Annotated in this window: 23 protein-coding genes; 11 read left to right on the plus strand and 12 right to left on the minus strand. The window is 59.0% G+C overall.

All coding sequences use genetic code 11. The features are described 5' to 3' along the window. Nucleotides 1-7: 7 nt before the first annotated feature. From J3R80_RS04990 to J3R80_RS05030, 9 genes are all read right to left on the minus strand, one after another. Entirely contained in the window at nucleotides 8-853 is an 846-nt protein-coding gene (locus J3R80_RS04990) for an SMP-30/gluconolactonase/LRE family protein (RefSeq protein WP_275392657.1), read from the minus strand. Continuing rightward, on the minus strand, nucleotides 850-1,455 hold the full coding sequence (locus tag J3R80_RS04995; RefSeq protein ID WP_275392658.1) for a 2-dehydro-3-deoxy-6-phosphogalactonate aldolase: 606 nt from the start codon (nucleotides 1,453-1,455) through the stop codon (nucleotides 850-852). Before J3R80_RS04995 ends, J3R80_RS04990 begins: the two co-directional genes overlap by 4 nt. Further along, on the minus strand, nucleotides 1,452-2,366 hold the full coding sequence (locus J3R80_RS05000; RefSeq protein ID WP_275392659.1) for a 2-dehydro-3-deoxygalactonokinase: 915 nt from the start codon (nucleotides 2,364-2,366) through the stop codon (nucleotides 1,452-1,454). The genes J3R80_RS04995 and J3R80_RS05000 overlap by 4 nt, the downstream gene beginning before the upstream one ends. Further along, nucleotides 2,363-3,130 (minus strand): SDR family oxidoreductase, encoded by a 768-nt coding sequence (locus J3R80_RS05005; RefSeq protein ID WP_275392660.1) that lies wholly within the window; start codon nucleotides 3,128-3,130, stop codon nucleotides 2,363-2,365. Before J3R80_RS05005 ends, J3R80_RS05000 begins: the two co-directional genes overlap by 4 nt. Further along, the gene (locus J3R80_RS05010; RefSeq protein WP_275392661.1) at nucleotides 3,130-4,845 is read right to left on the minus strand and encodes an IlvD/Edd family dehydratase; all 1,716 of its coding nucleotides are present in this window, start codon (nucleotides 4,843-4,845) and stop codon (nucleotides 3,130-3,132) included. Before J3R80_RS05010 ends, J3R80_RS05005 begins: the two co-directional genes overlap by 1 nt. Next, on the minus strand, nucleotides 4,842-6,185 hold the full coding sequence (locus J3R80_RS05015) for an alpha-glucosidase/alpha-galactosidase (RefSeq protein ID WP_275392662.1): 1,344 nt from the start codon (nucleotides 6,183-6,185) through the stop codon (nucleotides 4,842-4,844). Before J3R80_RS05015 ends, J3R80_RS05010 begins: the two co-directional genes overlap by 4 nt. Then, nucleotides 6,182-7,030: a carbohydrate ABC transporter permease gene (locus J3R80_RS05020; protein ID WP_275392663.1), complete on the minus strand. Its 849-nt coding sequence runs from the start codon at nucleotides 7,028-7,030 to the stop codon at nucleotides 6,182-6,184. The genes J3R80_RS05015 and J3R80_RS05020 overlap by 4 nt, the downstream gene beginning before the upstream one ends. 5 nt (nucleotides 7,031-7,035) lie before the next feature. Further along, the gene (locus J3R80_RS05025; protein WP_275392664.1) at nucleotides 7,036-7,944 is read right to left on the minus strand and encodes a sugar ABC transporter permease; all 909 of its coding nucleotides are present in this window, start codon (nucleotides 7,942-7,944) and stop codon (nucleotides 7,036-7,038) included. Between the two features lie 126 nt (nucleotides 7,945-8,070). Beyond that, a complete protein-coding gene (locus J3R80_RS05030) occupies nucleotides 8,071-9,324 on the minus strand; it encodes an ABC transporter substrate-binding protein (protein WP_275392665.1) in 1,254 nt (417 codons plus the stop codon). 148 nt (nucleotides 9,325-9,472) lie between these two features. Between J3R80_RS05030 and J3R80_RS05035 the strand changes: the two genes are divergently transcribed. From J3R80_RS05035 to J3R80_RS05050, 4 genes are all read left to right on the plus strand, one after another. Beyond that, nucleotides 9,473-10,255, plus strand: a complete 783-nt coding sequence (locus J3R80_RS05035; RefSeq protein WP_275392777.1) for an IclR family transcriptional regulator — start codon at nucleotides 9,473-9,475, stop codon at nucleotides 10,253-10,255. 16 nt (nucleotides 10,256-10,271) lie between these two features. After that, complete coding sequence (gene ugpC / locus J3R80_RS05040; protein ID WP_275392666.1) at nucleotides 10,272-11,333, plus strand: sn-glycerol-3-phosphate ABC transporter ATP-binding protein UgpC; 1,062 nt, start codon at nucleotides 10,272-10,274, stop codon at nucleotides 11,331-11,333. 83 nt (nucleotides 11,334-11,416) lie between these two features. Beyond that, the gene (locus J3R80_RS05045) at nucleotides 11,417-12,613 is read left to right on the plus strand and encodes an AMP-binding protein (protein WP_275392667.1); all 1,197 of its coding nucleotides are present in this window, start codon (nucleotides 11,417-11,419) and stop codon (nucleotides 12,611-12,613) included. After that, the gene (locus tag J3R80_RS05050) at nucleotides 12,610-13,722 is read left to right on the plus strand and encodes an acetyl-CoA C-acyltransferase (RefSeq protein ID WP_275392668.1); all 1,113 of its coding nucleotides are present in this window, start codon (nucleotides 12,610-12,612) and stop codon (nucleotides 13,720-13,722) included. The genes J3R80_RS05045 and J3R80_RS05050 overlap by 4 nt, the downstream gene beginning before the upstream one ends. 6 nt (nucleotides 13,723-13,728) lie before the next feature. Here the strand turns inward: J3R80_RS05050 and J3R80_RS05055 are convergent, their stop codons facing one another. Further along, a complete protein-coding gene (locus J3R80_RS05055) occupies nucleotides 13,729-14,406 on the minus strand; it encodes a nitroreductase (RefSeq protein WP_275392669.1) in 678 nt (225 codons plus the stop codon). A gap of 424 nt (nucleotides 14,407-14,830) precedes the next feature. Between J3R80_RS05055 and acs the strand changes: the two genes are divergently transcribed. The 7 genes from acs (at nucleotide 14,831) to J3R80_RS05090 (ending at nucleotide 23,514) form a co-directional block, all read left to right on the plus strand. Continuing rightward, entirely contained in the window at nucleotides 14,831-16,801 is a 1,971-nt protein-coding gene (gene acs / locus J3R80_RS05060) for an acetate--CoA ligase (protein ID WP_275392670.1), read from the plus strand. Further along, nucleotides 16,801-17,484, plus strand: a complete 684-nt coding sequence (locus J3R80_RS05065; protein WP_275392778.1) for an adenylate kinase — start codon at nucleotides 16,801-16,803, stop codon at nucleotides 17,482-17,484. The genes acs and J3R80_RS05065 overlap by 1 nt, the downstream gene beginning before the upstream one ends. Nucleotides 17,485-17,544: 60 nt before the next feature. After that, nucleotides 17,545-17,805, plus strand: coding sequence for a DUF4212 domain-containing protein (locus tag J3R80_RS05070; RefSeq protein WP_275392671.1), 261 nt, complete (start codon nucleotides 17,545-17,547; stop codon nucleotides 17,803-17,805). Nucleotides 17,806-17,816: 11 nt separating this feature from the next. Next, nucleotides 17,817-19,604: a sodium:solute symporter family protein gene (locus J3R80_RS05075; RefSeq protein WP_275392672.1), complete on the plus strand. Its 1,788-nt coding sequence runs from the start codon at nucleotides 17,817-17,819 to the stop codon at nucleotides 19,602-19,604. Between the two features lie 101 nt (nucleotides 19,605-19,705). Then, nucleotides 19,706-21,541, plus strand: coding sequence for a DUF294 nucleotidyltransferase-like domain-containing protein (locus J3R80_RS05080; RefSeq protein WP_275392673.1), 1,836 nt, complete (start codon nucleotides 19,706-19,708; stop codon nucleotides 21,539-21,541). A 30-nt stretch (nucleotides 21,542-21,571) separates the two neighbouring features. Further along, nucleotides 21,572-22,102, plus strand: a complete 531-nt coding sequence (locus J3R80_RS05085; RefSeq protein WP_275392674.1) for a hypothetical protein — start codon at nucleotides 21,572-21,574, stop codon at nucleotides 22,100-22,102. Continuing rightward, on the plus strand, nucleotides 22,099-23,514 hold the full coding sequence (locus J3R80_RS05090; RefSeq protein ID WP_343075814.1) for an exonuclease domain-containing protein: 1,416 nt from the start codon (nucleotides 22,099-22,101) through the stop codon (nucleotides 23,512-23,514). Before J3R80_RS05085 ends, J3R80_RS05090 begins: the two co-directional genes overlap by 4 nt. A gap of 13 nt (nucleotides 23,515-23,527) precedes the next feature. Here J3R80_RS05090 and J3R80_RS05095 read toward each other — a convergent pair whose 3' ends face one another. Both J3R80_RS05095 and J3R80_RS05100 read right to left on the minus strand, forming a co-directional pair. Then, nucleotides 23,528-24,298 carry an amino acid ABC transporter permease gene (locus tag J3R80_RS05095; RefSeq protein ID WP_275392675.1) on the minus strand — a complete coding sequence of 257 codons (771 nt, stop codon included), beginning with the start codon at nucleotides 24,296-24,298 and terminating at the stop codon, nucleotides 23,528-23,530. Nucleotides 24,299-24,308: 10 nt separating this feature from the next. Further along, the gene (locus J3R80_RS05100) at nucleotides 24,309-25,010 is read right to left on the minus strand and encodes an amino acid ABC transporter ATP-binding protein (protein WP_275392780.1); all 702 of its coding nucleotides are present in this window, start codon (nucleotides 25,008-25,010) and stop codon (nucleotides 24,309-24,311) included. Nucleotides 25,011-25,087 lie beyond the last annotated feature (77 nt).

Below are 25,087 nucleotides of genomic sequence, written 5' to 3' on the forward strand. Positions count from 1 at the left end.
TCGTTCATCACAAGATGACACGGTGTTCAGGCTGACCCTTCGCCGTCGTCTTGATCGTATAGGTTTTGCCCGCCATGGCATCGTCAGAAAGGCCATCGGCAGCGGTCGTGACGAACAACGTGCTCAGGTCGGGGCCGCCGAATGCGGGGCAAGATACCTGTGCGGTGGGCAGGGCGTGGGTATCGACCAGAGTGCCATCAAGGCCGTAACAGGCGACGCGCCCGGCCCCCCATTGCGCGTTCCAGAACCGCCCCTGTACATCGACCACCGCGCCGTCGGGTCCGAAGGGTTCGCCGGACAGGTCCAGAAAGACTTGCGGGTTGCCTGTCGGCCAACCTTTGCCGTCCAAAGGCTGACGCATGATGCGCCCGTCACGCGTGTCGGTGAAGAAGGCATATTTCCCATCGGGTGAGAAACATATGGCGTTCGAAATCGTGATATTGTCCACCAGCAAACGTAGCGCGCCGCGATAGTAGCGATAGATCGCACCTGCCTCTGGTTCCGCGTTGCGTCCCATCGTCCCGATCCAGAACCCGCCATAGGGATCGGCGCGCCCGTCATTGGATCGGGTCTGCGGCTTGTCCTCTTCCAATCCGACCAATCGGTCACGTTTGCCGGTTTCGATGTCGAACCGCCACAAGGCCGACGCGTCTGCCAGGATCAGCGTATCGCGATCCACCCAACCCGCCGCCGAAACGCAATCTTCAAAATCCCAGTGCTGTTCGCCCCGACCTGCGCGCGTCAGCAGCCGTTTCCCCAAGATGTCGAACCAGAACAGCTGTTCACGTTCGGGGTGCCAAAGCGCTCCTTCTCCCAACTGGCAAATCGTGTCGGAAAAGACATGCGCCGTCATTTCGTGGCCTTATCAAATGCTGTCACGATCCGGGTCGCCGCCTTGGCGACCTCGTCTGCGGTATGACCCGGCTTGTAGACATTTGAACCAAGGCCAAACCCGGTGATACCTGCGCCAATCCATTCGGCAAATTCATCAGGTCCGACGCCGCCCACGGCATAGGTTGCGGTTTCCGGGGGAAGAACGGCCGATAGCGCTTTGAACCCGTCCAGCCCCAGTTTGAATGCGGGAAAGAACTTCAGCCCGTCAGCACCGGCGCGCAGGGCTGCAAACGCCTCGGTCGGGGTTAAGACGCCGGGGTAAGACAACATGCCGTGTCGTTTTGTGGCCGCGATCACATCAGGATTGGCGTCGGGCGACACAACCATCCCCGCGCCCATATCGGCCAGTCGATCCACAGCCTCCACGGTCAGCACGGTGCCTGCCCCAATCAGCGCGCGATCCCCGGCATGAGAGATCATTTGTGCGATGCTGTCGAAAGGGTTGGGAGAGTTTAATGGCACCTCGATCTTCGTGATGCCGGCATGGATCAGCGCGTCGGTGATCGCGATGGCTTCGTCTGGCTGAATGCCGCGCAGGATGGCGATGATTTCCCGGCTCATTGGGTGCCCTCGGTCATTTGTTGATATGCGGCGGTCAGTCCATCCAGTGTCAGATCTCCGACATTGGCAGATCGTGCCGCAACACCCTGCTGCGCCAACGCGCCCTGATAGGCTTTTGCCAATTGGGTGGCCCCGATGACGACAACCTCCTGTCCCAGCCAATAGGGTTTCGCCGATGCCAGTTCGGCCCCGATCAAAAGCGCGGACAGGCGCGCGCGGGCGGCAGGGGCAGGCAGGTTTTGCAACAAGGTCTCGGCCCGTATGGAAAACAGTTTTGCGGCCAGATCGGCAGGGCGCGACAAGGTATCCGGAAGACCCGCATCAAACGCAGCCTGATCCCAATCCGAGGTGTCAACCGAATGACGCAATACAGATTGTTGGCCCAGAAGAGCAAACATCTCGCCGGTCATGTAGGTGCGAAAGCTGACAATCTCGCCCGCGCTGATCTGGACCCATTTCGTGTGCGATCCCGGCAGGCAGAGAATACCGTCGAAACCGGGTTCTCGGGTCAGGAAACCCGCAATTTGCGTCTCTTCACCGCGCATCACGTCAGCGGGTGAAGTTTGCTTTACACCTGGCAGAATATGCACGTCCATGCCGTCCGAAGCAAAGCGCGTGGCCTGCACAATTCCGGGCGGCGGGCAGGGCGCGGTCGCATAAGGGGCTTCGGCCCAGCCTTGCCGCGATCCGGCCATTCCGCAGATGATCACGGGCAGGGGTTTGGTGCCCAACACGTCGGACAACATCGCTTGCAGCACCGGTTGAAAACCGTCGCGCGCCAGACCGCCCATACCGTTATCGCTGCTGCGATGATCGAGGGCCACACCTTCCGCGCTCATCAGCCAGACGCGCAGATGTGTGGTGCCCCAGTCAACGGCGATCCAATCGGGATTTTTGGCCGTGACGCTCATCCCGACACCACCACGCCGCCGTCGACCGCCAGCGATTGTCCGGTGATCATGCGGCTTGCATTCGACGACAAGAACAGTGTCGGGGTCACGATGTCGTCTGGGCTCAGATGCTCCTTAAGACACTGGCGTTCCAGATGTGCAGCTAATGCATCTGGTTCGGCCCACATATCCAGTTGTTTTTGTGTCAGAACCCAGCCCGGCGCCAAGGCGTTCACGCGAATCTTGTCCGGTCCGAATTCGCGGGCAAGGCTGCGTGTCATGCCGTTGATACCCGAATTTGCCGTGGTATAGGCGGGATAGCCCGTGTTCCCCATCATGTAACTGATCGACGTGAAATTGATGATCGACCCGCCGCCTGCGCCTCGCATCCCTTCCATGACCGCCTGACAGGCAAAGAAATAGGCCTTGAGGTTGATGGATTGGGCCCAATCCCAGAAGTCTTCATCCACTTCCATCGTGCTGTGACGCTGATCATTGGCCGCGTTGTTCACCAATGTCGTGATCGGGCCATGGGCCTTGGCGCTGTCGGCAATCGCGGCTTTCAGCGCCGGAATATCGGTGATGTCGCATTGGATGAACAAGGGGCGGTTGCCGGTCTCGGCTTCCATCCGTTCAACAAACTCCGAAGCGTCCGAACGACCGACAAAGGCGACCTTCGCCCCTTGGCGCAAGAACCCTTCGGTCAGGGATGCACCGATGCCTGATCCGCCGCCCGTGATAAATACAGAAGTGTCCTTGAGGTCGTGAAAACTCGTGTTGCTCATCAGTGGCTTTCCCGTGTCACAAGGCGGGTGTCTTTGCCCACCAGAAAATCAAGATCGGCGCCATGTTCGGCCTGCAGCACCGTGTCGATATACAGCTTGGCATAGCCGCGGGTGTAGTGTGGATCATCTGGTGTCCACGCGGCGCGGCGGGCGTCCAGCTCGGCATCATCCACCAACAGGTCGAGCGCACCGGTCGAGGCGCTGACGCGGATGCGGTCGCCGGTTTTTACCAGCCCCAGCGTGCCACCGGCCTGGCTTTCCGGTGACACATGCAAGATCACCGTGCCAAAGGCCGTGCCCGACATCCGCCCGTCTGAAATACGGATCATGTCGCGCACACCTTCGCGCACCAGCTTGGCGGGGATCGGCATATTGCCGACCTCGGGCATGCCGGGATAACCCTTGGGCCCGACCCCTTTCAGCACAAGGATCGTATCGGGCGTGACAGGAAGATCATCGCGGTCAATATTGGCTTTCATGTCTTCGATGTTCTCGAACACATAGGCGTCGGCTTCATGTTCCAGAAGGTGATCGGACGCCGCTGACGGTTTCACGATCGCTCCGTTTGGCGCAAGGTTGCCGCGCAGCACACGCAAACCCGCCGCCGGTTTGACGGGATCGGTGAACGGCTTGATGACATCCTCATTGTAACATTCCGCCCCGTCTGCATACGCGGTGATGTCACCCCCAAGAACAGTCTTGGCCGAGGTCAGGTGACCGGCGTCCGCAAGCTCTTTCAGCACGACCGGCATTCCACCCGCATAGCAGAAATCTTCCATCAGGTATTTGCCCGACGGCATACAGTTCACGAGCAATGGGATTTCGCTTCCCAACTCGAAATCAGCCAGGCTCAGGTCAACGCCGATCCGGCCCGCCAATGCCAGCAGGTGCACCACCGCATTGGTTGACCCACCCACGGCGGCGTTGGCCTTGATCGCATTGACGAATGCCTCTTTTGTCAGAATGTCCGAGGGCTTCAGATCCTCATCCACCATTTCGACAATGCGCTTGCCGGTCAGATGTGCCAATGCCGCGCGACGTGCGTCGACTGCGGGCAGGGCGGCGTTGGTCGGCAGGCTCATACCCATCGCTTCGACCAGCGACGCCATCGTGGAAGCAGTGCCCATCGTCATGCACACGCCCTTGGACCGGCTCATCCCGCTTTCAGCGGCCATGAAGTCCTGCAATGTCATCTCGCCCGCCCGCACGGCTTCCGAGAACTTCCAGACATCGGTGCCCGACCCGATATCTTTGCCCTTCCATTTGCCGTTCAACATCGGGCCGGAGCTGACGACGATCGACGGCAGATCGACCGAGGCCGCACCCATCAACTGCCCCGGCGTGGTCTTGTCGCAGCCACCCAAAAGGACAACGCCATCAATGCCATAAGCGCGGATCGATTCCTCGACATCCATGGCCAGAAGGTTGCGAAACAGCATGGCGGTAGGCTTCATCTGGGTTTCACCCAGCGACATGACGGGGAATTCGACGGGGAACCCTCCGGCCTCCCACACGCCGCGTTTCACGCCTTCAGCCAGATCGCGCAGGCCCGAATTGCACGGGGTCAATTCGGACCATGTGTTGCAGATGCCGATGATCGGGCGGCCATCGAAGGCGTGATCAGGAAAGCCCTGATTTTTCATCCATGACCGGTGAATGAACCCGTCTTTGTCGAGTTTTCCATACCAATTCTGGCTGCGGCGTTTCTTGGTCATGCGGCTTTCCTTTTGCGCGCCCATGCGGGGTTCCAGTTGCCATGGGCAACCAGTAGATCATCCACCAAGGACCGGATCTGGCGCAAGTCCAGCTCGGCGGCCATGTGCGGATCCATCATCGCGGCGTGGTACAGATGTTCGGGGTTTTCGTCGACCAAGGCGCGCACCGTCAGCTCCTGCACGTTGATCTGGCTGCGCATCAACGCAACCAGCTGCGGCGGAATATCCGTCACAACAGAGGGCTGCACCCCGTTCATATCCACAAGGCAGGGGGTTTCGACTGCAGCGCCCATCGGCAGCTGGGGGATCTGGCCCGTGTTCGGCAGGTTTCCATAGGCGACATAGGGCTGCCCGGTGATGATGGCGTTCATCATCTCGGCGGCAAATTCGTGGCTTTTGGGCACCTCGATCCCCGCCGCGGTTTTCAGGGCCGCGGCCTGGTCTTTCCATGCGGCCCGCTGTTCCACGCAGCGTTTGGGGTATTCATCCAGAGGGATGCCGAATTCAGCGATCAAATCATCGCGCCCGTCTTTGATGAACCACGGCACATATTCCGACAGGTGTTCCGAGCTTTCGGTGCAGAAATAGCCCAGATGCTTCATCACCTCATAGCGCACTTTGTTGCCACAGCGCGGCATCAGAAGCGGCGGCTTGGGCAGGGCGCCGGACCGGTATCCATCGCGCAGTGCGGGATAAAGGCTGTTGCCGGAGGCATCTTCGAGCCGCAGGAAAAACGCGACGTGGTTTACGCCCGCGACCTTGTAGCGAAAGTCGCTTTCAGCCATGTCCAGATCATGGGCCAGTTCCTGAACCGTGTTCTGCACCGAATGGCACAGGCCGACCTGCTTGATGTTCGGGAACCGTTCGGCAATGGCCCACGTATTGATCGCCATCGGGTTGACGTATTGCATCAAAAGCGCGTCGGGGCAGACCGCTTCCATATCCGCGCAGACTGACCAAAGATGCGGCACGGTGCGCAGCCCGCGCATGATGCCGCCCACGCCCAATGTGTCGGCAATGGTCTGACGCAGCCCGTATTGCTTGGGCAGTTCGAAATCGGTGATCGTGCAGGGATCGTAACCACCGATCTGGAACGCGGTGACGACGAAGTCAGCCCCTTCAAGCGCGCGGCGTTGGTCGGAATAGGTTTCGACATTCACGTCGCTGCCCATGGTGGCGATCATCTTCTTTGCCACCAACTCACTTTCCGCCAACCGCGTGGCGTCGATATCCATTAATGCAATCGTTGCGTCTTTCAGCGCATCGAAATGCAGCATGTCGCCGACGATGTTCTTCATGAAGATCGTCGAACCGGCACCAATAAAGGTCAGTTTGGTCATTTAACGGCTCCTAGGGTGAGACCAGCGATAAAGTGGCGTTGCATCAGGAAGAACATCGCCACGGGTGGAAGGGCAGCCACGATGCTGCCAGCACTCATCAAGTGATACTGCGCCACGAATTGTGAGTTGAAGGACGTAATGCCAGCTGTTACCGGCTGTGCGTCCGGCCCTTGGGTCAATACGATGGCCCAGAAATAGTCGTTCCAGATAAAGGTGAAGATCAACACGGCCAGCGCCGCGATTGCGGGCTTCATCAAAGGTAATACGACATACCAGAAGATGCGCCATTCCGCGACGCCTTCGACGCGCGCGGCCTCGATCAATTCATAGGGCAGGGCGCGGATGAAATTGCGCATGAACAGGGTGCAGAACCCGGTTTGGAACGCGATGTGGAACAACACCAGCCCCAGCTTCGTGTCGTAAAGCCCAGCCGACACCGTCAGGTCGCGCACCGGCACCATCAGGATCTGGAACGGAACGAAATTGCCCGCGATGAACATGAAAAAGATGATCAGGTTGCCACGAAAGCGATAGATGCCAAGGGCAAAGCCGGTCATGCAGGACAGGGCCACCGCTCCGACCACTGTAGGCACCGTGATCAGGATCGAATTCCACATATAGCGCGGCATGTCGGATTCCAGAAACACCTTGCCATAGTTGGTGAAAAACTCGAACGACGATGGCACGCCCCAATAATTGCCATTGGTGAAATCCGCCAAGGGGCGGACCGAAAACAAGGCAACAGCGATCAGCGGCAGTAGCCACATGATCAATGCCAACGGCACAAGGGTCTGATAGGTGATCTGCGCCCCGCGCGATCGTTTCTCGATGGGGGTGGGGAACATGTCGACTACCTCCGCGCGGCTTTTTCGTCTTGGTACATCGACCACAGGAAGTAGCCGATAAAGACGAGCATGATCAGGAAGAGCACGACGGCGATGGCCGAGCCATAGCCCATGCGGAACCCGTATTCCGACAGGGCTTTTTCAAACATATAGAAGCTCAGCACGCGGGTTGACCCGAAGGGGCCTCCGTTGGTCATGATCGAAATCAGATCGAACGACCGCAGCGCGCCGATGATGGTCACAACGAAGGCGATGAAGGTGGCGGGTTTCAACTGGGGCAGGATCACATGCCACAACATCCGCCAACCTTTGGCGCCGTCCAGCCGTCCGGCCTCGATCTGTTCGGGGTCCACGGCGTTCAGGCCGGTCAGATACAGGATCATGCAATAGGCGGTCTGCGGCCACAGACCGGCGGCAATGATGCCATAAGTGGCCATGGTGGGGTCGCCCAACACATTGATGGCATCCATGCCCAGAAAGCTCAGAACGGCGTTTAAAAGCCCTTCGCGCGGCAGATAGAACCACGAAAAAACAAGACCGACGACCACCTGGCTGAGGACAAAGGGAAAGAAGAACAGCGACTTATACAGCCGCATACCGGTGATGGTCTGGTTCAAAAACAGCGCAATGAACAACCCCGCAGGGATCGCCAAAAGGTAAAGCGCAAGCCATTTCAGGTTGTTCCACAGCGACGTTTCAAACGCGCGGTCGGACATCAACTCCTGATAATTGCCCAGCCCGATATACGTCGCCTCGCCCAAACCGTCCCATTCGTAAAGCGAGATGTTGAAGCTTTGCAGGATCGGGCTGATCACATAGACCAGAAAGAACAACACACCCGGAAGCAGAAACATCAACGGTGTTAGGGTCATCCGGTTGCGCCGGACCCAGCTTGTATCATGAGCATTGGTCATCGCAGTCCTCCCTGAACACGCTATGGGGAAACCCGAATGCCTGTGGCGGGCTTTCCGATTGCGTGTGTCTGCGCGGAAACGGGAACTGCCCCGCGCAATACACGCGCGGGGCAGTAATGTGAGTGGTCACTGGTAAATACGCTCGCGCGCGGATTCCAAACGGTTCAGGATGTCCTCAAGATTGTCAGGGAACACCATGAATTCCTGCAGGCCTTCCATGGCCACCGACGCCATTTCGGCGGGGAAGTCACGGTCGAAGAACTGTGCGATCCCGCCAGTGGCGTTGTTCGACAGCATTTCAAAGCCTTGCTGGATGAACTCGTCATCGGCAACAGACGCGTTTGCGTTCACCGGAAGCTGGCCCAGACCATCCGGCCCGTTGATCTTCGACTGGACGTCAGGCGATGTCACGAATTGCAAGAACGCACGTGCCGCTTCTTTGTTTTGCGCACCCGATGCGATGTGGAACGTGTCAGTCGGGGCGTCTTCGCCCATTGGCACATCCGCGATCTTCGGGAACTGATAGAAGTCGATCTGGTCATCAGTCAGACCTGCTTCGCGCAGGTGTGGCACCACGAAGTTGCCCATCAGATAAGCAGTGGCTTCACCATTTACGAAGAAGGGCAGGGCTTCTTGCCAGCTATAGGTTTGGTGGTCGTCGATGAACGCGCCCATGTCGACCAGCTTGCGCCAGTTGGCAAAGGTGGCGCGCACCTCGTCCGATGTCCAGCTTGCTTCGCCTGTGGCCAGCTTCATATGGAAATCAAAGCCGTTGGTGCGCATGTTCAGATAGTCAAACCAGCCACCAGCGGTCCACAGGAACTTGGACCCGATGGTGTAGCATTTGCGACCCGAATCGATGATCTTCTGGCAATTGGCGATTTCTTCGTCGAATGTGGTCGGCTCGGTCAGACCCAGTTCGTTGAAGATGTCTTCGCGGTAATAGATACCCCACTGATAATAGGTATACGGCACGCCATACTGCTTGCCGTCCATGGTCATCGCGCCTTTGACGCTGTCCAGTCCGGGCAAATCGCCACCTTCCCACATGCCTGTGATGTCTTCGAACAGGCCAGCGTTGACATAAGGTGCCATACGGTTCGCGGCATACCAGTTGATCACATCGGGCGGATTGGCGGTCAAAGCGTTGCGGATCTGGCTTTTCCAAGCCTCGCGGTCCACCACTTCCAGTTCGACCGTCAGGTCGGGGTGCATGGCATCAAAGTCGGCGGCAAGGCCTTCCATGATCGCGCGCGGCGCAGGGTTGGACATGTCCGAGATGATGCGCAGCGTGCCCGACAGGTCAGCGGCCATTGCGCCAGTCGTCAGGCCAGCCGTCATGGCCACCGTCGCAACGGACGTTTTTATAGATTTCAGCATGAGGTTCCTCCCAAGGTTATCAGCCGATTCTTTTGGTTCCACATTGTGAAACTTAATTTCAACAGTTGAAACTATGCGCGAAGCCCGCTATAGATGTCAACAGTCTCATCAAAGAGGCTCAGCCAGGGAGGAGGCGACGATGGGCGCGATGGACAAGTCACCGCAAGCCGCAGACGGGACCGTGGGGAAAGCGCTGCAGGTGCTTGACATGGTCGCTGGAAAGGCGCGCCCGGTAAGGTTCAATGACGTTCTTGCTGAAAGCCCGTTTCCGAAAGCCACGCTGTATCGTTTGCTGCAAACGCTGACGAGTCAGGGGATGTTGTCCTATGATGACGAGCGGCAAACCTATGCTCCTGGGATGCGGCTGGTCCGTTTGGCTCATGCCGCCTGGAGCCAAAGCTCGCTGGCTCCTGTTGCGCGCCCGTTTCTGGACGATCTGTCAGCCGAAATCGGTCAGACCATTCACCTTGCTCAGCTGGATGGGGGGCAGGTTCTGTATGTTGATAAACGCAACGCGGCGACGCCTATTGAAATGTTTTCACAGGCCGGGAAGATCGGGCCGGGCTATTGCACCGGGGTCGGCAAGGCCATGTTGGCCTTTCTGAAGCCTGAGGCGCGGGAAGATGCGATAAAACGCCAGTCATTCTTTCGTCATACCGACAACACGCTGACCACCCCCGAGGCACTGCGCGCCGAGCTGGATGCGATTCGCGAAGACGGGGTGGCATTCGATCGTGAAGAGCACGAACTGGGTATCAACTGTATCGCAGCACCAATTCTGTCCAGCAGCGAGCGGGTCATCGGGGCTTTGTCCATTACAACCTCCAGTCAACACTACGATTTGGACGGCCTGACCAGGTTGCGCCCGCAGCTTCAGGACACCGCCGCAAAAATCGCCGAGGCTGCCGAAGCATGGCAGTTCCCGGGCTAACAAAAAAGGAACGCGCATGTCAGGTGTGACACTCTCAAATGCCGTGAAGAAATATGGCGATGTTCAGGTCATCCACGATATCGACCTTCAGATCGACAATGGCGAATTCTGCGTTTTCGTCGGTCCGTCGGGGTGTGGCAAGTCCACGCTGCTTCGGATGATTGCCGGGCTTGAAGAAACGACTTCGGGTCAAATCAACATCGGAGAACACGACGTGACGCGGCTCGATGCCTCGGAAAGGGGCGTGGCGATGGTGTTTCAGACCTACGCGCTTTACCCGCACATGACGGTCGAAGAAAATATGGGTTTTGGTCTGCGCATGAATGGCCACCCCAAGGACGCGATTGCCCGGAAGGTCGGGGAAGCCAGCCGGATTTTGCAGCTTGACGATTACTTGAAACGTAAGCCCAAGGCCCTGTCAGGCGGTCAACGTCAACGTGTTGCCATCGGTCGCGCCATTGTCCGCGGACCCGAGGTGTTCCTGTTTGATGAACCGCTGTCCAACCTTGATGCAGAGCTGCGCGTCGATATGCGGGTAGAGATTGCGCGCCTTCACAAGGAAATTGGCGCCACGATGATCTATGTCACGCATGATCAGGTCGAAGCGATGACACTGGCTGACAAGATCGTGGTGTTGCGCGCCGGATTGATCGAACAGGTTGGCAGCCCGATGGACCTTTACAAGGATCCAGACAACAAGTTTGTCGCGGGTTTCATTGGGTCGCCTGCAATGAACTTTCTTGATGGTACGGTTCAGGGCGGGAAAGTCGTGTTGTCGTCGCTGAACAACCGGGAAGTGACCACAAATGTGGCGCTGCCCGCCGATGGCACACGCGTCATAGTGGGGGTTCGTCCGCAACATCTGACCATCAGCGCAGGCAATGGCGGTGCGGTGCTGGATCTGCGTGAACGGTTGGGTGGCGTGTCTTATGACTATCTGATCGCAACCACGGGCGAGAAGATCATCGTTGAGAACCGGACCGAGGATACGCTGCCCGAATCCAGCGAAGTCATTGTCGGGTTCGAGGATGCTGACGCCATGTTCTTTGACGCAGCCACGGAAAAACGTCTGCGCTAAGGGTGTGAACTGCCGGAAAGGGTTGGCGAAGCTCGAACCACCGTCGCATAGTGCTGTGCAAATCGCACAGCAAGGAAACCGATGTGACCGGCACGTTTTTTCGGCAGGACATAGCCAGCAAGGTGCTGGTGCCCGGAGATGGGCGGTCCGCTCTCGGCACTGAAACGGCGCAGGTGTTGGCGGTTGTTCTGGACCTGCTGCGTCGTGGTGAAAGCCTGATTGTGACACAAGCAGGTGTCGAGGCTGCGGGCCGGGTCGATGGAAACCAATGGCTGATGGTTCAAAGTGCGGGGTCAACTGGCGCGCCAAAAACCATTCGGCGCAAGCCTGCCTCGTGGATTGCCAGCTTTGACGTGACACGCGGCCGGTTTAGCATTGGCCCGGACGCGCCCTATGCCGTGCTGGGCGCGATGTCCCATTCCCTGACGCTGTATGCGGTGCTGGAGGCATTGCATATTGGCAGTGACCTTTCGGTTTTGACCGGGTTGGCCCCTCGGGTCCAAGCGCGCAGGCTTCGTGAGACCGAAGCGCAAGTGCTCTATGTCACGCCGACGCAGTTGCGTCTTTTGACCGGGGTTTCTGCCCCCAAGAACCCATCCTTGCGATGGGTCTTCTGCGGGGGCGGAACGCTTGATCCTCAAACACGCGCGCAAGTTAGCCACGTGTTTCCATCCGCAACACTGCATGAGTTCTTTGGCGCGTCCGAGACAAGTTTCATGACATTGAGTGATACAGATACGCCGTTGGGCTCGGTGGGGCGTGCATATCCCGGCGTCGAGCTGCGTGTTCGTGGCGCGCAGGGCCAGGACACCAGTGGCTTCGGCGAGATTTGGGTGAAAAGCCCGTATCTGTTTGACGGCTATGACCAAGGCAACAGCCCCGAGACGCGTTGGGATGGCAGTTACCTCACCATTGGTGAAATGGGGCAGTTGGACGATGTGGGCAACCTGACCGTGTTGGGGCGGAAAAACCGGATGGTGACAGTGTCGGATCACAATGTATTTCCTGAAGCGATCGAGGCACAGATGCGTGCGGTGCCGGGTGTCGGGAACTGTGTGGCCGTCCCCATACCGGATGTGCAACGCGGTAACGTGATTGTCGGGGTTCTTGAGGGCGCGCAGGATGCAGCCCTTGCCGACCATGTGCAGGCCCAATGTCGTGCTGTGCTGGGGCCACACGCCGCGCCGCGCCGCATCGTGTTTGTTGAAAGAATGCCCATGCTCTCTGCCGGGAAACCCGACCTTATCACCCTTGCCGACCAGTTGGGGCAGCTTGCATGACCCCCGCCTTCATCATTGCTGCCCGACGAACTGCCGTCATCCCACAGGGTGGTGTGCTTGCGTCCTGCGATATTCATGAACTGGCGGCTCCGGTTATTCAGGCGGTTCTGGCGGATGCTGGGGTGGGCGCGGAAGACGTCGGCGAATTGATCCTGTCCAACGCGCTGGGCGCAGGCGGCAACCCGGCGCGTCTTGCAGCACTGGCCGCAAACCTTCCCGAGCGCGTTGCTGGCCTGACCATTGATCGCCAATGCTGCGGCGGGCTGGACGCGATCCTTTTAGCACAGGCGATGGTTGCTTCCGGGCAGCATGACATTGTCCTTGCAGGTGGGGCGGAAAGCTATTCTCGCCGACCGCAAAGGTCACGGACATTTGCGGATGGTCGACCGCCAGAGCCGTATGATCAGGCACCGTTCACCCCTTGGGCGGATCGCGACCCGGACATGGCTGACGCGGCCGATGCGCTGGGCCGAAAACTTGGGGTGTCACGGGGCGATCAAGATGCGTGGGCAATCGAAAGCCACGCCAAGGCAATGCGCTGGCAGGCGCAGTCCGAAACCGCCGAGATCGTTCCCATTTCGGGTGCTACGCGGGATGCGTTCACCCGAAACCTGACCGCGCGTTTATGTGCGCGTGCGCCGGTGGTGTCGGGCGACATCACGGCAGCCAACATGGCGGTGGCCGCAGATGGGGCGGCGTTCTGCCTTGTGGTGTCCGGGCGATTGGCCAAGCGTTTGGCGCGCCCTGCAGTGCAAATCCTCTCGGGTGCGACCGTCGGCCGTGATCCGGTTTTGCCCGGTCTGGCCCCTGTTGCCGCCATCGCCGCATCACTTGACGCCGCCGGGCTGACGCCGCCTGACCTGACCAACGCCGAGATCATGGAGGCCTTCGCGGTGCAAGCCATTGCTTGCCAACAGGGGGCGGGTATCTCGCGCGATATCGTCAATTCCGGTGGCGGTGGTCTGGCGCGCGGTCATCCTGTGGGCGCGTCAGGCGCGATCCTTGCCGTGCGACTGTATCACCAACTGGCCGAACAAGGCGGCGTGGGGTTGGCCGCGATCGCCGCCGCCGGGGGGCTGGGGACCGCCTTGGTGATGCGGTCGGGTTGACCCCGATCAGTCGAAACCGCGAAAACTGGTGAATTCGTTCAGCCCTGCGCGTTCGGTTCGAAACTGATTTTCGGGGGCGGTGTCGTCGGCCACACCCAACGCAATTCCGCAGACGACCATTTCGTCGTCCGGCAGGCAAAGATGATTCTGCACGACCGGGCCGTAATTGGCCAACGCGCCGATTCCAGTTGCGCCAAAGCCCTGATCCTCGGCCGACAGCAGAAACGACATCAGGGACATGCCAAGATCCATGAAACACCCTTTGCCCATGTCGCGCCGGATTGTCACAACGACACCCACGGGGGCATCGAAAAAGGCATAGTTGCGGGCAAACTGGGCACGCCGCCCGTCGACATCGCGGCGTCCGACGCCAAGGGCTGTATAAAGCGCATATCCTGCTGCCCTCTGACGGGCTTTCAACTCGGCAGGCATGGGGCTTGGGAAATAGGAATATTCGGCGACGTGTGGCGTGTTCTGCTCTTGCGCATACTTTAGTGCCCTCACCAGACCCCGCAGGACCGATCCGGTCAGCACATGAAACTGGCCCGGTTGCAGGTTGGCCCCGCTGGGCGCACGTCTGGCGGCGCGGCACATACGTTCAATTGCATCGCGTGGCACCGGGTCTGAGGTGAAGGCGCGGGTCGAACGGCGGGTCTCTAACAAGTTGTCGAGGGTATGAGACATGGGGCACCACGGGTTGTTGCCCGTCTTTGGTAAATGATCCCGCCCGAGGCGTCCATGTCGCAGCATTTCTGCGCTAGAGGATTCTTCTGGGGGATTCTTAGTGGCTTAAGGTGGTTGGGGCTGATATTCGGGGTGTCGCATCAGTCCACGCAAGATTATTAGCAGAAACCCGTGACCCACTTTGCACATCGTGCGGCGCGCATTTCACAGGCAAGCACCAGCATTTCTGCGGAAAATTCACTGCGAAAGTAAAAAATTTACAAATACAGAGAGAAGTAGTTAAACAAATTTACAAAAAAATTGTTGTTTGACGCAGGGTTGTCCCACTATTTTCAGCGGCAGCGGAAGTTGGGCTGTTAACCTGCCCGGTTTCCGCGGACCGCGTGCCAGACGCGATCCGGAGGAATTATTGGGAGGAATCTGAATGTCGTCGCAAGCTACGGCTGATAAGACCTATGCTCCGTCTGCGGAGTTTGTCTCGAATGCACATATTGATGCTGCGAAATACCAAGAGATGTATGCCGCTTCGGTCAATGATCCGGAAGCGTTCTGGTCCGATCAGATGACCCGCCTGACTTGGGCGAAGACCCCAACCAAGATCAAGAACACGACATTTGCGCATCCCGATGTGTCGATCAAATGGTTTGAAGACGGCGAACTGAACGTCTCGGCCAACTGTATTGACCGCCACCTTGAAACCCGTGGCGATCAGGTTGCGATCATCTGGGAATCGGATGACCCGAATCTCGACAAGAAAATCACGTATCGCGAGCTGCACGAGAACGTCTCGAAGCTGGCCAACGTTATGAAGGGCATGGGCGTCGGCAAAGGCGACCGTGTTGTCCTATATCTTCCGATGATCCCCGAGGCGGCTTATTCCATGCTGGCCTGTGCCCGTATCGGAGCAATCCACTCGATCGTTTTCGCGGGCTTCTCGCCCGAGGCACTGGCCGCCCGTGTCGAAGGCTGCGGCGCATCGCTGGTGATCACTGCGGACGAAGCCCCCCGTGGTGGCCGCAATACACCCCTGAAAACCAACGTGGATGCCGCCCTGGATCACGGCGACCTAGCCAACACCCCGGTTCTGGTGGTCGAGCGTACCGGCGGCGACGTTCCGATGAAGGCCGGCCGCGACCATTCCTATTCGGCGCTGATGGCAGACGCGTCTGCTGACTGCCCGCCAGAAACCATGAACGCCGAAGATCCGCTGTTCATCCTCTATACCTCGGGTTCGACCGGCCAGCCGAAAGGCGTTCAGCACTGCACCGGTGGTTACCTGCTGTGGGCTGCGATGACCCATGAATACGTGTTCGACTATCACGAAGGCGACATCTATTGGTGTACCGCTGACGTGGGTTGGGTCACGGGTCACAGCTACATCGTCTATGGCCCTCTGGCCAACGGCGCGACTACGCTGATGTTTGAAGGCGTTCCGACCTATCCGGATGCAGGCCGTTTCTGGGCCGTGTGCGAAAAGCACAAGGTGAACCAGTTCTATACCGCGCCGACCGCGATCCGCGCCCTGATGGCGCGCGGCGAGGATTTCGTGACCAAGTACGATCTGAGCGACCTGAAGGTGCTGGGCACCGTGGGCGAGCCGATCAACCCCGAAGCCTGGAACTGGTACAACGATGTTGTCGGCAAAGGAAACTGCCCGATTGTTGACACCTGGTGGCAGACGGAAACCGGTGGTCACCTGTTGACCCCGCTGCCCGGTGCGACCGCAACCAAGCCCGGTTCGGCCACCACGCCCTTCTTCGGCGTCCAGCCCGTGATCCTTGAGCCGACCACCGGCGAAGAGATCACCACGACCGAAGCCGAAGGTGTTCTGTGCATGAAAGACAGCTGGCCCGGCCAGATGCGCACCGTCCATGGCGACCATGACCGCTTCGTGGCGACCTATTTTGCCGACTACAAAGGCTACTATTTCACTGGTGACGGCTGTCGCCGTGACGCGGATGGCTACTACTGGATCACCGGCCGTGTGGATGACGTGATCAACGTATCGGGTCACCGCATGGGCACCGCCGAAGTGGAAAGTGCTCTGGTTGCCCACGCCAAGGTTTCCGAGGCCGCCGTTGTTGGCTTCCCGCACGACATCAAGGGTCAGGGCATCTATTGCTACGTTACCCTGATGGACGGTGAAGAGTATACCGATGATCTGAAGGTCGAGCTGCGCAACTGGGTTCGTCAGGAAATCGGCCCGATCGCCAGCCCCGACCACATCCAGTGGGCCCCGGGCCTGCCGAAGACCCGTTCGGGCAAGATCATGCGTCGTATCCTGCGCAAGATCGCCGAGGACGACTTCGGTTCGCTGGGGGACACCTCGACCCTGGCCGATCCGTCGGTTGTGGACGACCTGATCGACAACCGGATGACCAAGGACAAAGCATGATGGATGCGGCCACGAAAACAGCAGCGCCGGTTCTGATTCTGCTTGGCCCCCCGGGGGCCGGGAAGGGCACTCAGGCCCGGATGCTGGAAGAGAAGTTTGGCCTTGTGCAATTGTCGACGGGCGACTTGCTGCGGGCGGCTGTGGCCGCTGGTACCGATGCTGGAAAGGCCGCGAAAGCTGTCATGGAGGCTGGCGAACTGGTCTCGGACGAGATCGTGATCGCCATTCTGCGCGACCGTCTGGCGGATGCAGATTGCGCCCGGGGCGTCATCCTTGACGGCTTCCCCCGCACCACCGTTCAAGCCGAAGCGTTGGACGCGCTGCTGGCCGAGAGCGGTCAGCAGATCAACGCCGCTGTCAGTCTTGAGGTTGACGACGCCGCGATGGTGACCCGGATTTCCGGTCGTTACACCTGCGGCGCCTGTGGCGAAGGGTATCACGACGAGTTCAAGCAGCCCGCCAAGGAAGGCGTCTGCGACAAATGCGGCGGCACGGACATGAAACGCCGGGCCGACGATAATGCCGAAACCGTGGGAAGCCGCCTTGTGGCTTACCACGGACAAACGGCACCGCTCATTGCCTACTACAAGGGCAAGGGCAGCCTGAAAACGGTCGACGCGATGCTGGGCATCGACGAGATCGCGGGCAATCTGAATGCAATCGTTGAGGAGGCGATTGCATAAGAAAGGGACGGGCCGGATCGCATCAGCGCCCGGTCAGTGGAACGTTAGGGAGGTGGCTTCATGGCCGAAAACTCATCCAACTCCGCATATTGGTCCGCCAATGTGCGCATCATCGTGATCAGCCTGATTATTTGGGCGATCGTATCATTCGGGTTCGGCATCTTGCTGCGCCCAATGCTGTCCGGGATCGCTGTTGGCGGCACCGATTTGGGCTTCTGGTTTGCTCAGCAGGGGTCGATCATCGTCTTCCTCATTCTGATCTTCAACTATGCCTGGCGCATGAACAAGCTCGACCGTGAACACGGCGTCGACGAAGAGTAAGGGAGAGACACATGGATCAGTTTACGATCAACCTGCTGTTTGTCGGCGCGAGCTTCGCGCTGTACATCGGCATCGCAATTTGGGCCCGCGCGGGTTCAACATCTGAATTCTACGCCGCCGGGCGTGGCGTTCACCCCGTCACCAACGGTATGGCAACGGCGGCGGACTGGATGTCGGCGGCCTCGTTCATTTCGATGGCGGGTCTGATTGCCTTCACCGGCTATGACAACTCGACCTATCTGATGGGTTGGACTGGCGGCTATGTGCTTCTGGCCCTGCTGCTTGCGCCTTACCTGCGCAAGTTCGGCAAATACACCGTGTCCGAGTTCATCGGTGATCGCTTCTACAGCCAGACAGCCCGTATCGTGGCTGTTGTTTGTCTGATCGTGGCTTCGGTGACGTATGTTATCGGTCAGATGACCGGCGTTGGCGTGGCCTTTGGCCGCTTCCTTGAGGTGGACAACACCACCGGCCTTTTGATCGGTGCGGCTGTTGTGTTTGCATACGCGGTGTTCGGCGGCATGAAGGGCGTGACCTATACGCAGGTGGCCCAGTATGTCGTTCTGATCATGGCCTACACCATTCCGGCCATCTTTATCTCGCTGCAACTGACCGGCAACCCGATCCCGGCGCTGGGCCTGTTTGGCGATCACGCAGCATCTGGTGAGCCTCTGCTGGCCAAACTGGATGCCATCGTGAACGAGCTTGGCTTTAACGAGTACACCGCGCACCATGGCGATACGTTCAACATGCTGTTGTTCACTCTGTCGCTGATGATTGGTACGGCTGGCCTGCCGCACGTGATCATGCGCTTCTTCACCGTTCCCAAAGTGTCCGACGCCCGTTGGTCTGCTGGCTGGGCGCTGGTGTTCATCGCCCTTCTGTATCTGACAGCCCCGGCTGTTGGTGCGATGGCGCGCCTGAACATCTCGGAAATGATGTGGCCCAATGGCGGCATCGAAGGTGGTGCTGTGACGCTTGAGCAAATCGAAAGCGACGAGCGTTACGACTGGATGGACACCTGGCAGAAAACCGGCCTTCTGGGCTGGGAAGACAAGAACGGCGATGGTGCGATCCAGTACTATAACGACGGTAACGCCGATCTTCAGGCCATCGCCGCGGAAAAAGGCTGGGCAGGCAACGAACTGACCAACTTCAACCGCGACATTCTGGTTCTGGCCAACCCCGAGATTGCCAACCTTCCCGGTTGGGTCATCGGTCTGGTCGCAGCCGGTGGTCTTGCCGCTGCTCTGTCGACGGCTGCCGGTCTGCTTCTGGCCATCTCGTCGGCGGTGTCGCATGACTTGATCAAGGGTGCCCTGAACCCGCAGATCTCGGAAAAAGGCGAACTGTTGTCAGCGCGTATCGCGATGGCGGTTGCGATCCTTGTGGCCACCTATCTGGGTCTGAACCCACCGGGCTTCGCGGCACAAACCGTGGCTTTGGCCTTCGGTCTGGCAGCGGCGTCGATCTTCCCGGCACTGATGATGGGTATCTTCTCGACGAAGGTGAACAACACTGGTGCGGTTGCAGGCATGATCGCGGGTATCACCGTGACCCTGATCTATATCTTCCTGCACAAGGGTTGGTTCTTCATCCCGGACACCAACAGCTTCACTGACGCTAATCCGCTGTTGGGTACGGTCAAGTCGACATCGTTCGGTGCGATTGGTGCTGCGATCAACTTTGCAGTGGCCTATGTGGTGTCGGGCATGACCAAGGAAACGCCTGCACATATCCAGGAACTGGTTGAATCGGTTCGCGTTCCGCGCGGCGCCGGTGCGGCACAGAACAAGTAAAAGGTCTGGGCGGGTGATCCCTGCGATGTCCCGCCCCCTTTCATTCCTGTCCCGTCCGGTGCACACCGGGCGGGACATTTTTTTAGGAAAGGCCCGTATGAATGCCGTTGACCCAGGATCAGATCCTTCGTTTTTTGCAATCGGTGCATCCTTATGACGTCCTGCCACAGGACACGTTGAACACACTTGCCGCGCGGATCGAGCCACGCTCTGTCGCGTCGGGCGACCCCATTTATGAACTGGGCGAAATGCTGCCCGGCATCTTCATCATTCACGCTGGCGAGGTCGAGGTCACGGACGAGAATGATGTGACCGTTAGCCAGTTGGGCGTGCGCAACTCGTTCGGTGAACGTGGATTGCTGAGGGATGGGCGCGCGGTGACGAAGACGCGGGCCCTGACAGAAACGACCTTGCTGATCCTGCCCGTTGATGCCTTCCGGGATCTGATGAAGGCGCATGAGCCTGTGCGCCGGTTCTTCGACCGGTCCCGGGCGGACAGACAGGGAAAACAAGCGCAGCAAAGCCTTGCGACAACGCAGGTTGATACGTTCATGGCACGCAACCCGATCACCTGCTCGCCTGACACGACGGTTCGTGACGCCGCCATCCTGATGCGTGACTACGGGGTGTCTTCCCTGTGCATGACCGAGGCCGACACGTTGACCGGTATTCTGACCACACGCGATATGTCCGGCAAAGTGGTTGCTGAAGCCTTGCCCAACGACACTCCGGTGTCCGCAGTTATGACGCCCAATCCCATCACGCTGGCACCGTCGGCCATCGGGTCGGACGTTCTGCATGTGATGATGGAGAAGCGTATCGGGCATTTGCCCATCGTCGAGGGTGACAAGCTGGTCGGGATCGTCAGCCAGACCGATCTGACCCGGTTCCAGGCCGTCAGCTCGGCCGAACTGGTGCGTGAACTGGCGCAAGCCGCTGATGCGCAAGAAATGCAGGCCGTGACGAAACGCATTCCGCAATTGCTGGTGCAACTGGTCGCGGGCGGCAGTCCCCATCAGGTCGTGACCCGCCTGATCACTGACATCGCGGACACAGCCACCCGCCGCCTTGTCGCGCTGGCCGAAGAAAAACTTGGCCCGGCGCCTGCGCCTTACCTGTGGCTTGCTTGTGGCAGTCAGGGACGGCAGGAACAAACCGGCGTGTCCGATCAGGACAATTGCCTGATCTTGTCCGATGACGTGAGCGACGCGGATCGCGATGGCTATTTCGCGGAACTTGCGACGTTTGTCTGCGATGGGCTGGATACCTGCGGCTACGTCTATTGTCCCGGTGACATGATGGCCACCAATCCACGCTGGCGACAGCCCTTGTCGGTCTGGCGTGGTTATTTCGACGGATGGGTCGCCAAGCCAAGCCCCGAGGCGCAAATGCTGGCCTCTGTCATGTTCGATCTGCGGCCCATTGCGGGCGACGCCCGGTTGTTTGGGTCGTTGCAAACGGACACGCTGGCAATGGCCGCAAAGAATTCGATCTTCGTGGCACATATGGTGTCTAACAGCCTGAAGCACACGCCGCCTCTGGGGTTGCTGCGCGGCTTTGCCACCATTCGGTCGGGTGAACACAAGAACCATCTGGATATGAAACATAACGGCGTGGTGCCGATCGTCGATCTGGGGCGCGTTTACGCGTTGCAAGGACAATTGACCGAAGCAAACACGCGCGCACGCTTTGTCGCTGCGATCAATGCGGGCGGGCTGAGCCAATCGGGCGGGCAGGACTTGCTGGATGCCTATGACCTGATCGCAGAAACACGGCTTGAGCATCAGGCCGAACAGGTAAAGGCCGGACAGGCACCAGATAACTATCTGGCGCCGTCGGCGTTGTCAGAATTTGACCGCAGCCATCTGCGCGATGCTTTCGTGGTCGTGAAATCAATGCAAAGTGCCATCGGGCACGGGCGCGGCATGCTCGGCTGACGCGTGCTGTGCGCAAGGGAAGGAAGCTGAATGTTCTATGAAATCGTTGCCACGCTCGTGTCAGCCTTTGTCGGAGCCGGCCTTGTTCTGGCCCTGAACAAGCTGACGGGGGGGCGTCTGCCCAAATGGGCGATGCCGGTCGGGGCAGGGCTTGCGATGATCGTGACCACGGTCGCCAATGAATACGCTTGGTATGACCGCACCCGCGATCTTCTGCCAGAAGGCATGACCGTCGTGATGGAGGTCGAGAACAACTCGATCTACCGTCCGTGGACCTTTGTGGCGCCATTTGTCGAGCGTTTTGCCGCCATTGATGAACAATCCCTGCGCACCCACCAAGCACAGCCTTATCTGCGGATGGTCGATTTTCTGTTCATGGGGCGCTGGTCCGCGCCCGAGAAAATGGTGGTGCTCGGAGATTGCGAGGCCAGCAGGCGCGCCCCTTTGATCGATGCGGTCGAGTTTGATGCGTCGGGTCAGGTTACCGGCGTCGATTGGGTCGCCGTACCCGACGACGACGTCATTCTTAACGCCATGTGCAATCTTGAGGTGACATCATGAAAATCCTGACCACCCTGTCGTTACGCCTGCGGATATTTCTGTTTTTCGCACTTTTGGCGATCTGCGGGGTGGGTCTGGTCATGGCCGCACTGGCCATCGGTTACGCACGTGCACAAGCGACCGGGCTGGCGTCGGGATTTGTCTTTGCGGGCGTGTTGTCAGGGTTTGGCTTGCTGGCATTGTCGGTGGGCATCTGGTTTCTGTTCGACGAGAATGTCGCGCGCCCGATTGAGCGACTGGCAACGGGGCTGAGGTCGCGTGCTCATGCGGGGGCGGGTGGTGTCGACACACATGCTGCGCGCTATTTGGGTGATCTGGCCCCGGCCGCCGAAGCGGTGTCGGAACAACTGATGAAGTCCACGATGGATCAGGCCAGTATCGTCGCCTCGGAAACCGCGCGTCTGTCGGCAGACAAGGCGCGCCTAACGGCGCTTTTGTCCGAAATCCCGGTGGCGATGATCCTTGTAAATCCAGCTCACCAGATTGTGCTATACGACAAACAGGCGGCGGGCGTGCTGTCGCAGGTTTGCCCGCCCCGTCTGAACGCTTCGATCTTTGATTATTTCCAGAAAGGTCCGTTTCTGGCCGCTTACAAGAAGATGATTTCTTCCGGGTTGGAGCAGAGTTTTACTGATTTGGCCGCCGCCAATGGGTTGGAATTTGACGCGCGTCTGAAACCCCTTGGCCCCGGCGACGGGTATCTGGTCATCATTGATGATGCCCATACCAACATCGCGCCAGATCAAAGCCGCCCCGTTGTGTTCGATTTCGACCTGATGGAGGGGCAGGCCACCGACAACCTGATGGAAATGCACCTGAACGACCTGACTTATGTGGTGTTTGACACGGAAACCACAGGGCTGCTGCCACATAAGGACGAGGTGGTTCAGATCGGTGCTGTGCGGGTCGTTAAGGGCAAGATCGTGCCGGGCGAGACCATAAATCAACTGGTCGATCCGGGGATGAAAATTCCGGCGGCCTCGACCAAGGTCCACGGTGTGACGAATGCCATGGTGGCCGGACAGCCCGGTATTGATGTGGCGGGCAAGCATTTGCATGACTTCGCGCGCGGGGCGGTTCTGGTGGCCCATAACGCGCCATTTGACATGGCGTTCCTGCGGCGCCACGCCGAAACCTGCGGCGTTGAATGGACCCATCCGATCCTGGATACGGTGCTGTTGTCGGCAGTGCTTTATGGCACGACCGAGGTGCATACGCTGGACGCTCTGTGTGAGCGCCTCGGCGTGACCATCCCGCCCGAATTGCGCCACACGGCGTTAGGGGACGCCCACGCCACCGCCGAAGTTCTGTGCAAGATGTTGGCCATGCTGCATTCGCGCGGGGTCGAGACATTGGCAGGCGCCATTGCCGAGGCGAAGAAACACAAGCGGCTGTTGGACGATCTGAACTAGCGCGCTGTATGGATCAACGGCTTTCATCCGCATTCATCTTGCGCTCCAACCACCGCACACCCGCCGAGATGATCAGCACCAGCACCAGATATTCAAGGATCAGCAGGGTATAGATTTCCAGCGGTCTGTATTCGGTGACGACCAGTTCGTTGGCGCGGCGTGTCAGTTCCGCCATTCCGATCACCGACGCGAAAGCCGACATTTTCACGATATAGATGAATTGGTTGGCCAGTGGCGGCAGGATGCGACGCACTGCTTGCGGCAGAATGACATAGCGCATCGCCTGCGCACGTGTCAGGCCAATGGTCTGTGCGGCCTCGGCCTGCCCGCGTGGAACGGACTGAATGCCCGAACGGAAAATCTCGGCGGTGAAGGCGCTGTCTGACAAGGCCAGTGTGATCACGGCCCCCCAGAAAGGATCTATGTTCAGGTCGATCCCCATCGAGCGCAGCACCACCGGCAGGCCGTAAAACACCCAAAACAGCATGGGCAGCAGGGGAATGGCGCGAATGAACTCGACATAAATGCGGTTGGGCAGGCGCAGCCAGCGACTGCGTGCAAAGGCGGGAAGGGCAACCAGCAAGCCGATGATGATTGATGCCACCGCCGCGATCACCGAGATCTGGATGGTCGCAGAAAACCCGCGCAGCAGGAATGTTATATTGGTCCAGCCCGCTGATGTGGTCGGATCAATGACATACCACCCCCATGTCCCCGGCGGGGCGGCGCAGGCCGTAAGGGTGAAGAGCGACAGAAGCGCAAGGGACAGGCGGAATTTGGTCATCATCGCCCCCTCAGTGCTTCAGTATCTTGTCAAGAAACTGCGCAAACCGCGCAGATTTCGGCGCTGAGAATGCGATCTCGGGTGGCTCGACCTCGACGATCTCGCCTGCGTCCATGAAGGCGATGCGGTCGGCCACACGGCGCGCAAATCCCATCTCATGGGTGACGCAGATCATTGTCATGCCGTCGCGGGCCAGATCCTCCATCACCTCCAGCACCTCGGCAATCATCTCGGGGTCCAGCGCCGAGGTCGGCTCGTCAAACAACATCAACTTGGGGTCCATGCATAGCGACCGGGCGATGGCGACGCGTTGCTGTTGACCGCCTGATAGTTGACCGGGGCGTTTGTCGGCCTGTTCTGGGATGCGAACGCGTTCAAGATAAGCCATTGCGCGGTCGCGTGCTTCAGGTCTGGGCATGCCAAGGGCACGCATCGGGCCAAGCATCAGATTGTCTAGAACCGTCAAATGCGGAAACAGGTTAAACTGTTGAAACACCATACCAATATCGCCACGACCCTGGGAATCAACGGGCTGCCCATAAAGCGAGATGGTGCCTTTCTGATGCTGCTCCAACCCGGCCAGAAGCCGCACGACGGTGGACTTTCCGGAACCTGAGGGGCCGCAGATCACCAGCTTTTCGCCGTGGTCCACGTCCAGCGTGATGTCGCGCAGCACCTGAAAGTCATCATACCATTTGCTGACCTGCGCCATGGTGATCGCGTGCTTGCCTTGGTTAATGTTCGCCACTTGTTCTTTTGCCCGCGATCTGTTCAACTGATCGTGAGCAG

The sequence above is a fragment of the Aliiroseovarius sp. Z3 genome (assembly GCF_029105185.1).
GTDB lineage: Bacteria > Pseudomonadota > Alphaproteobacteria > Rhodobacterales > Rhodobacteraceae > Aliiroseovarius.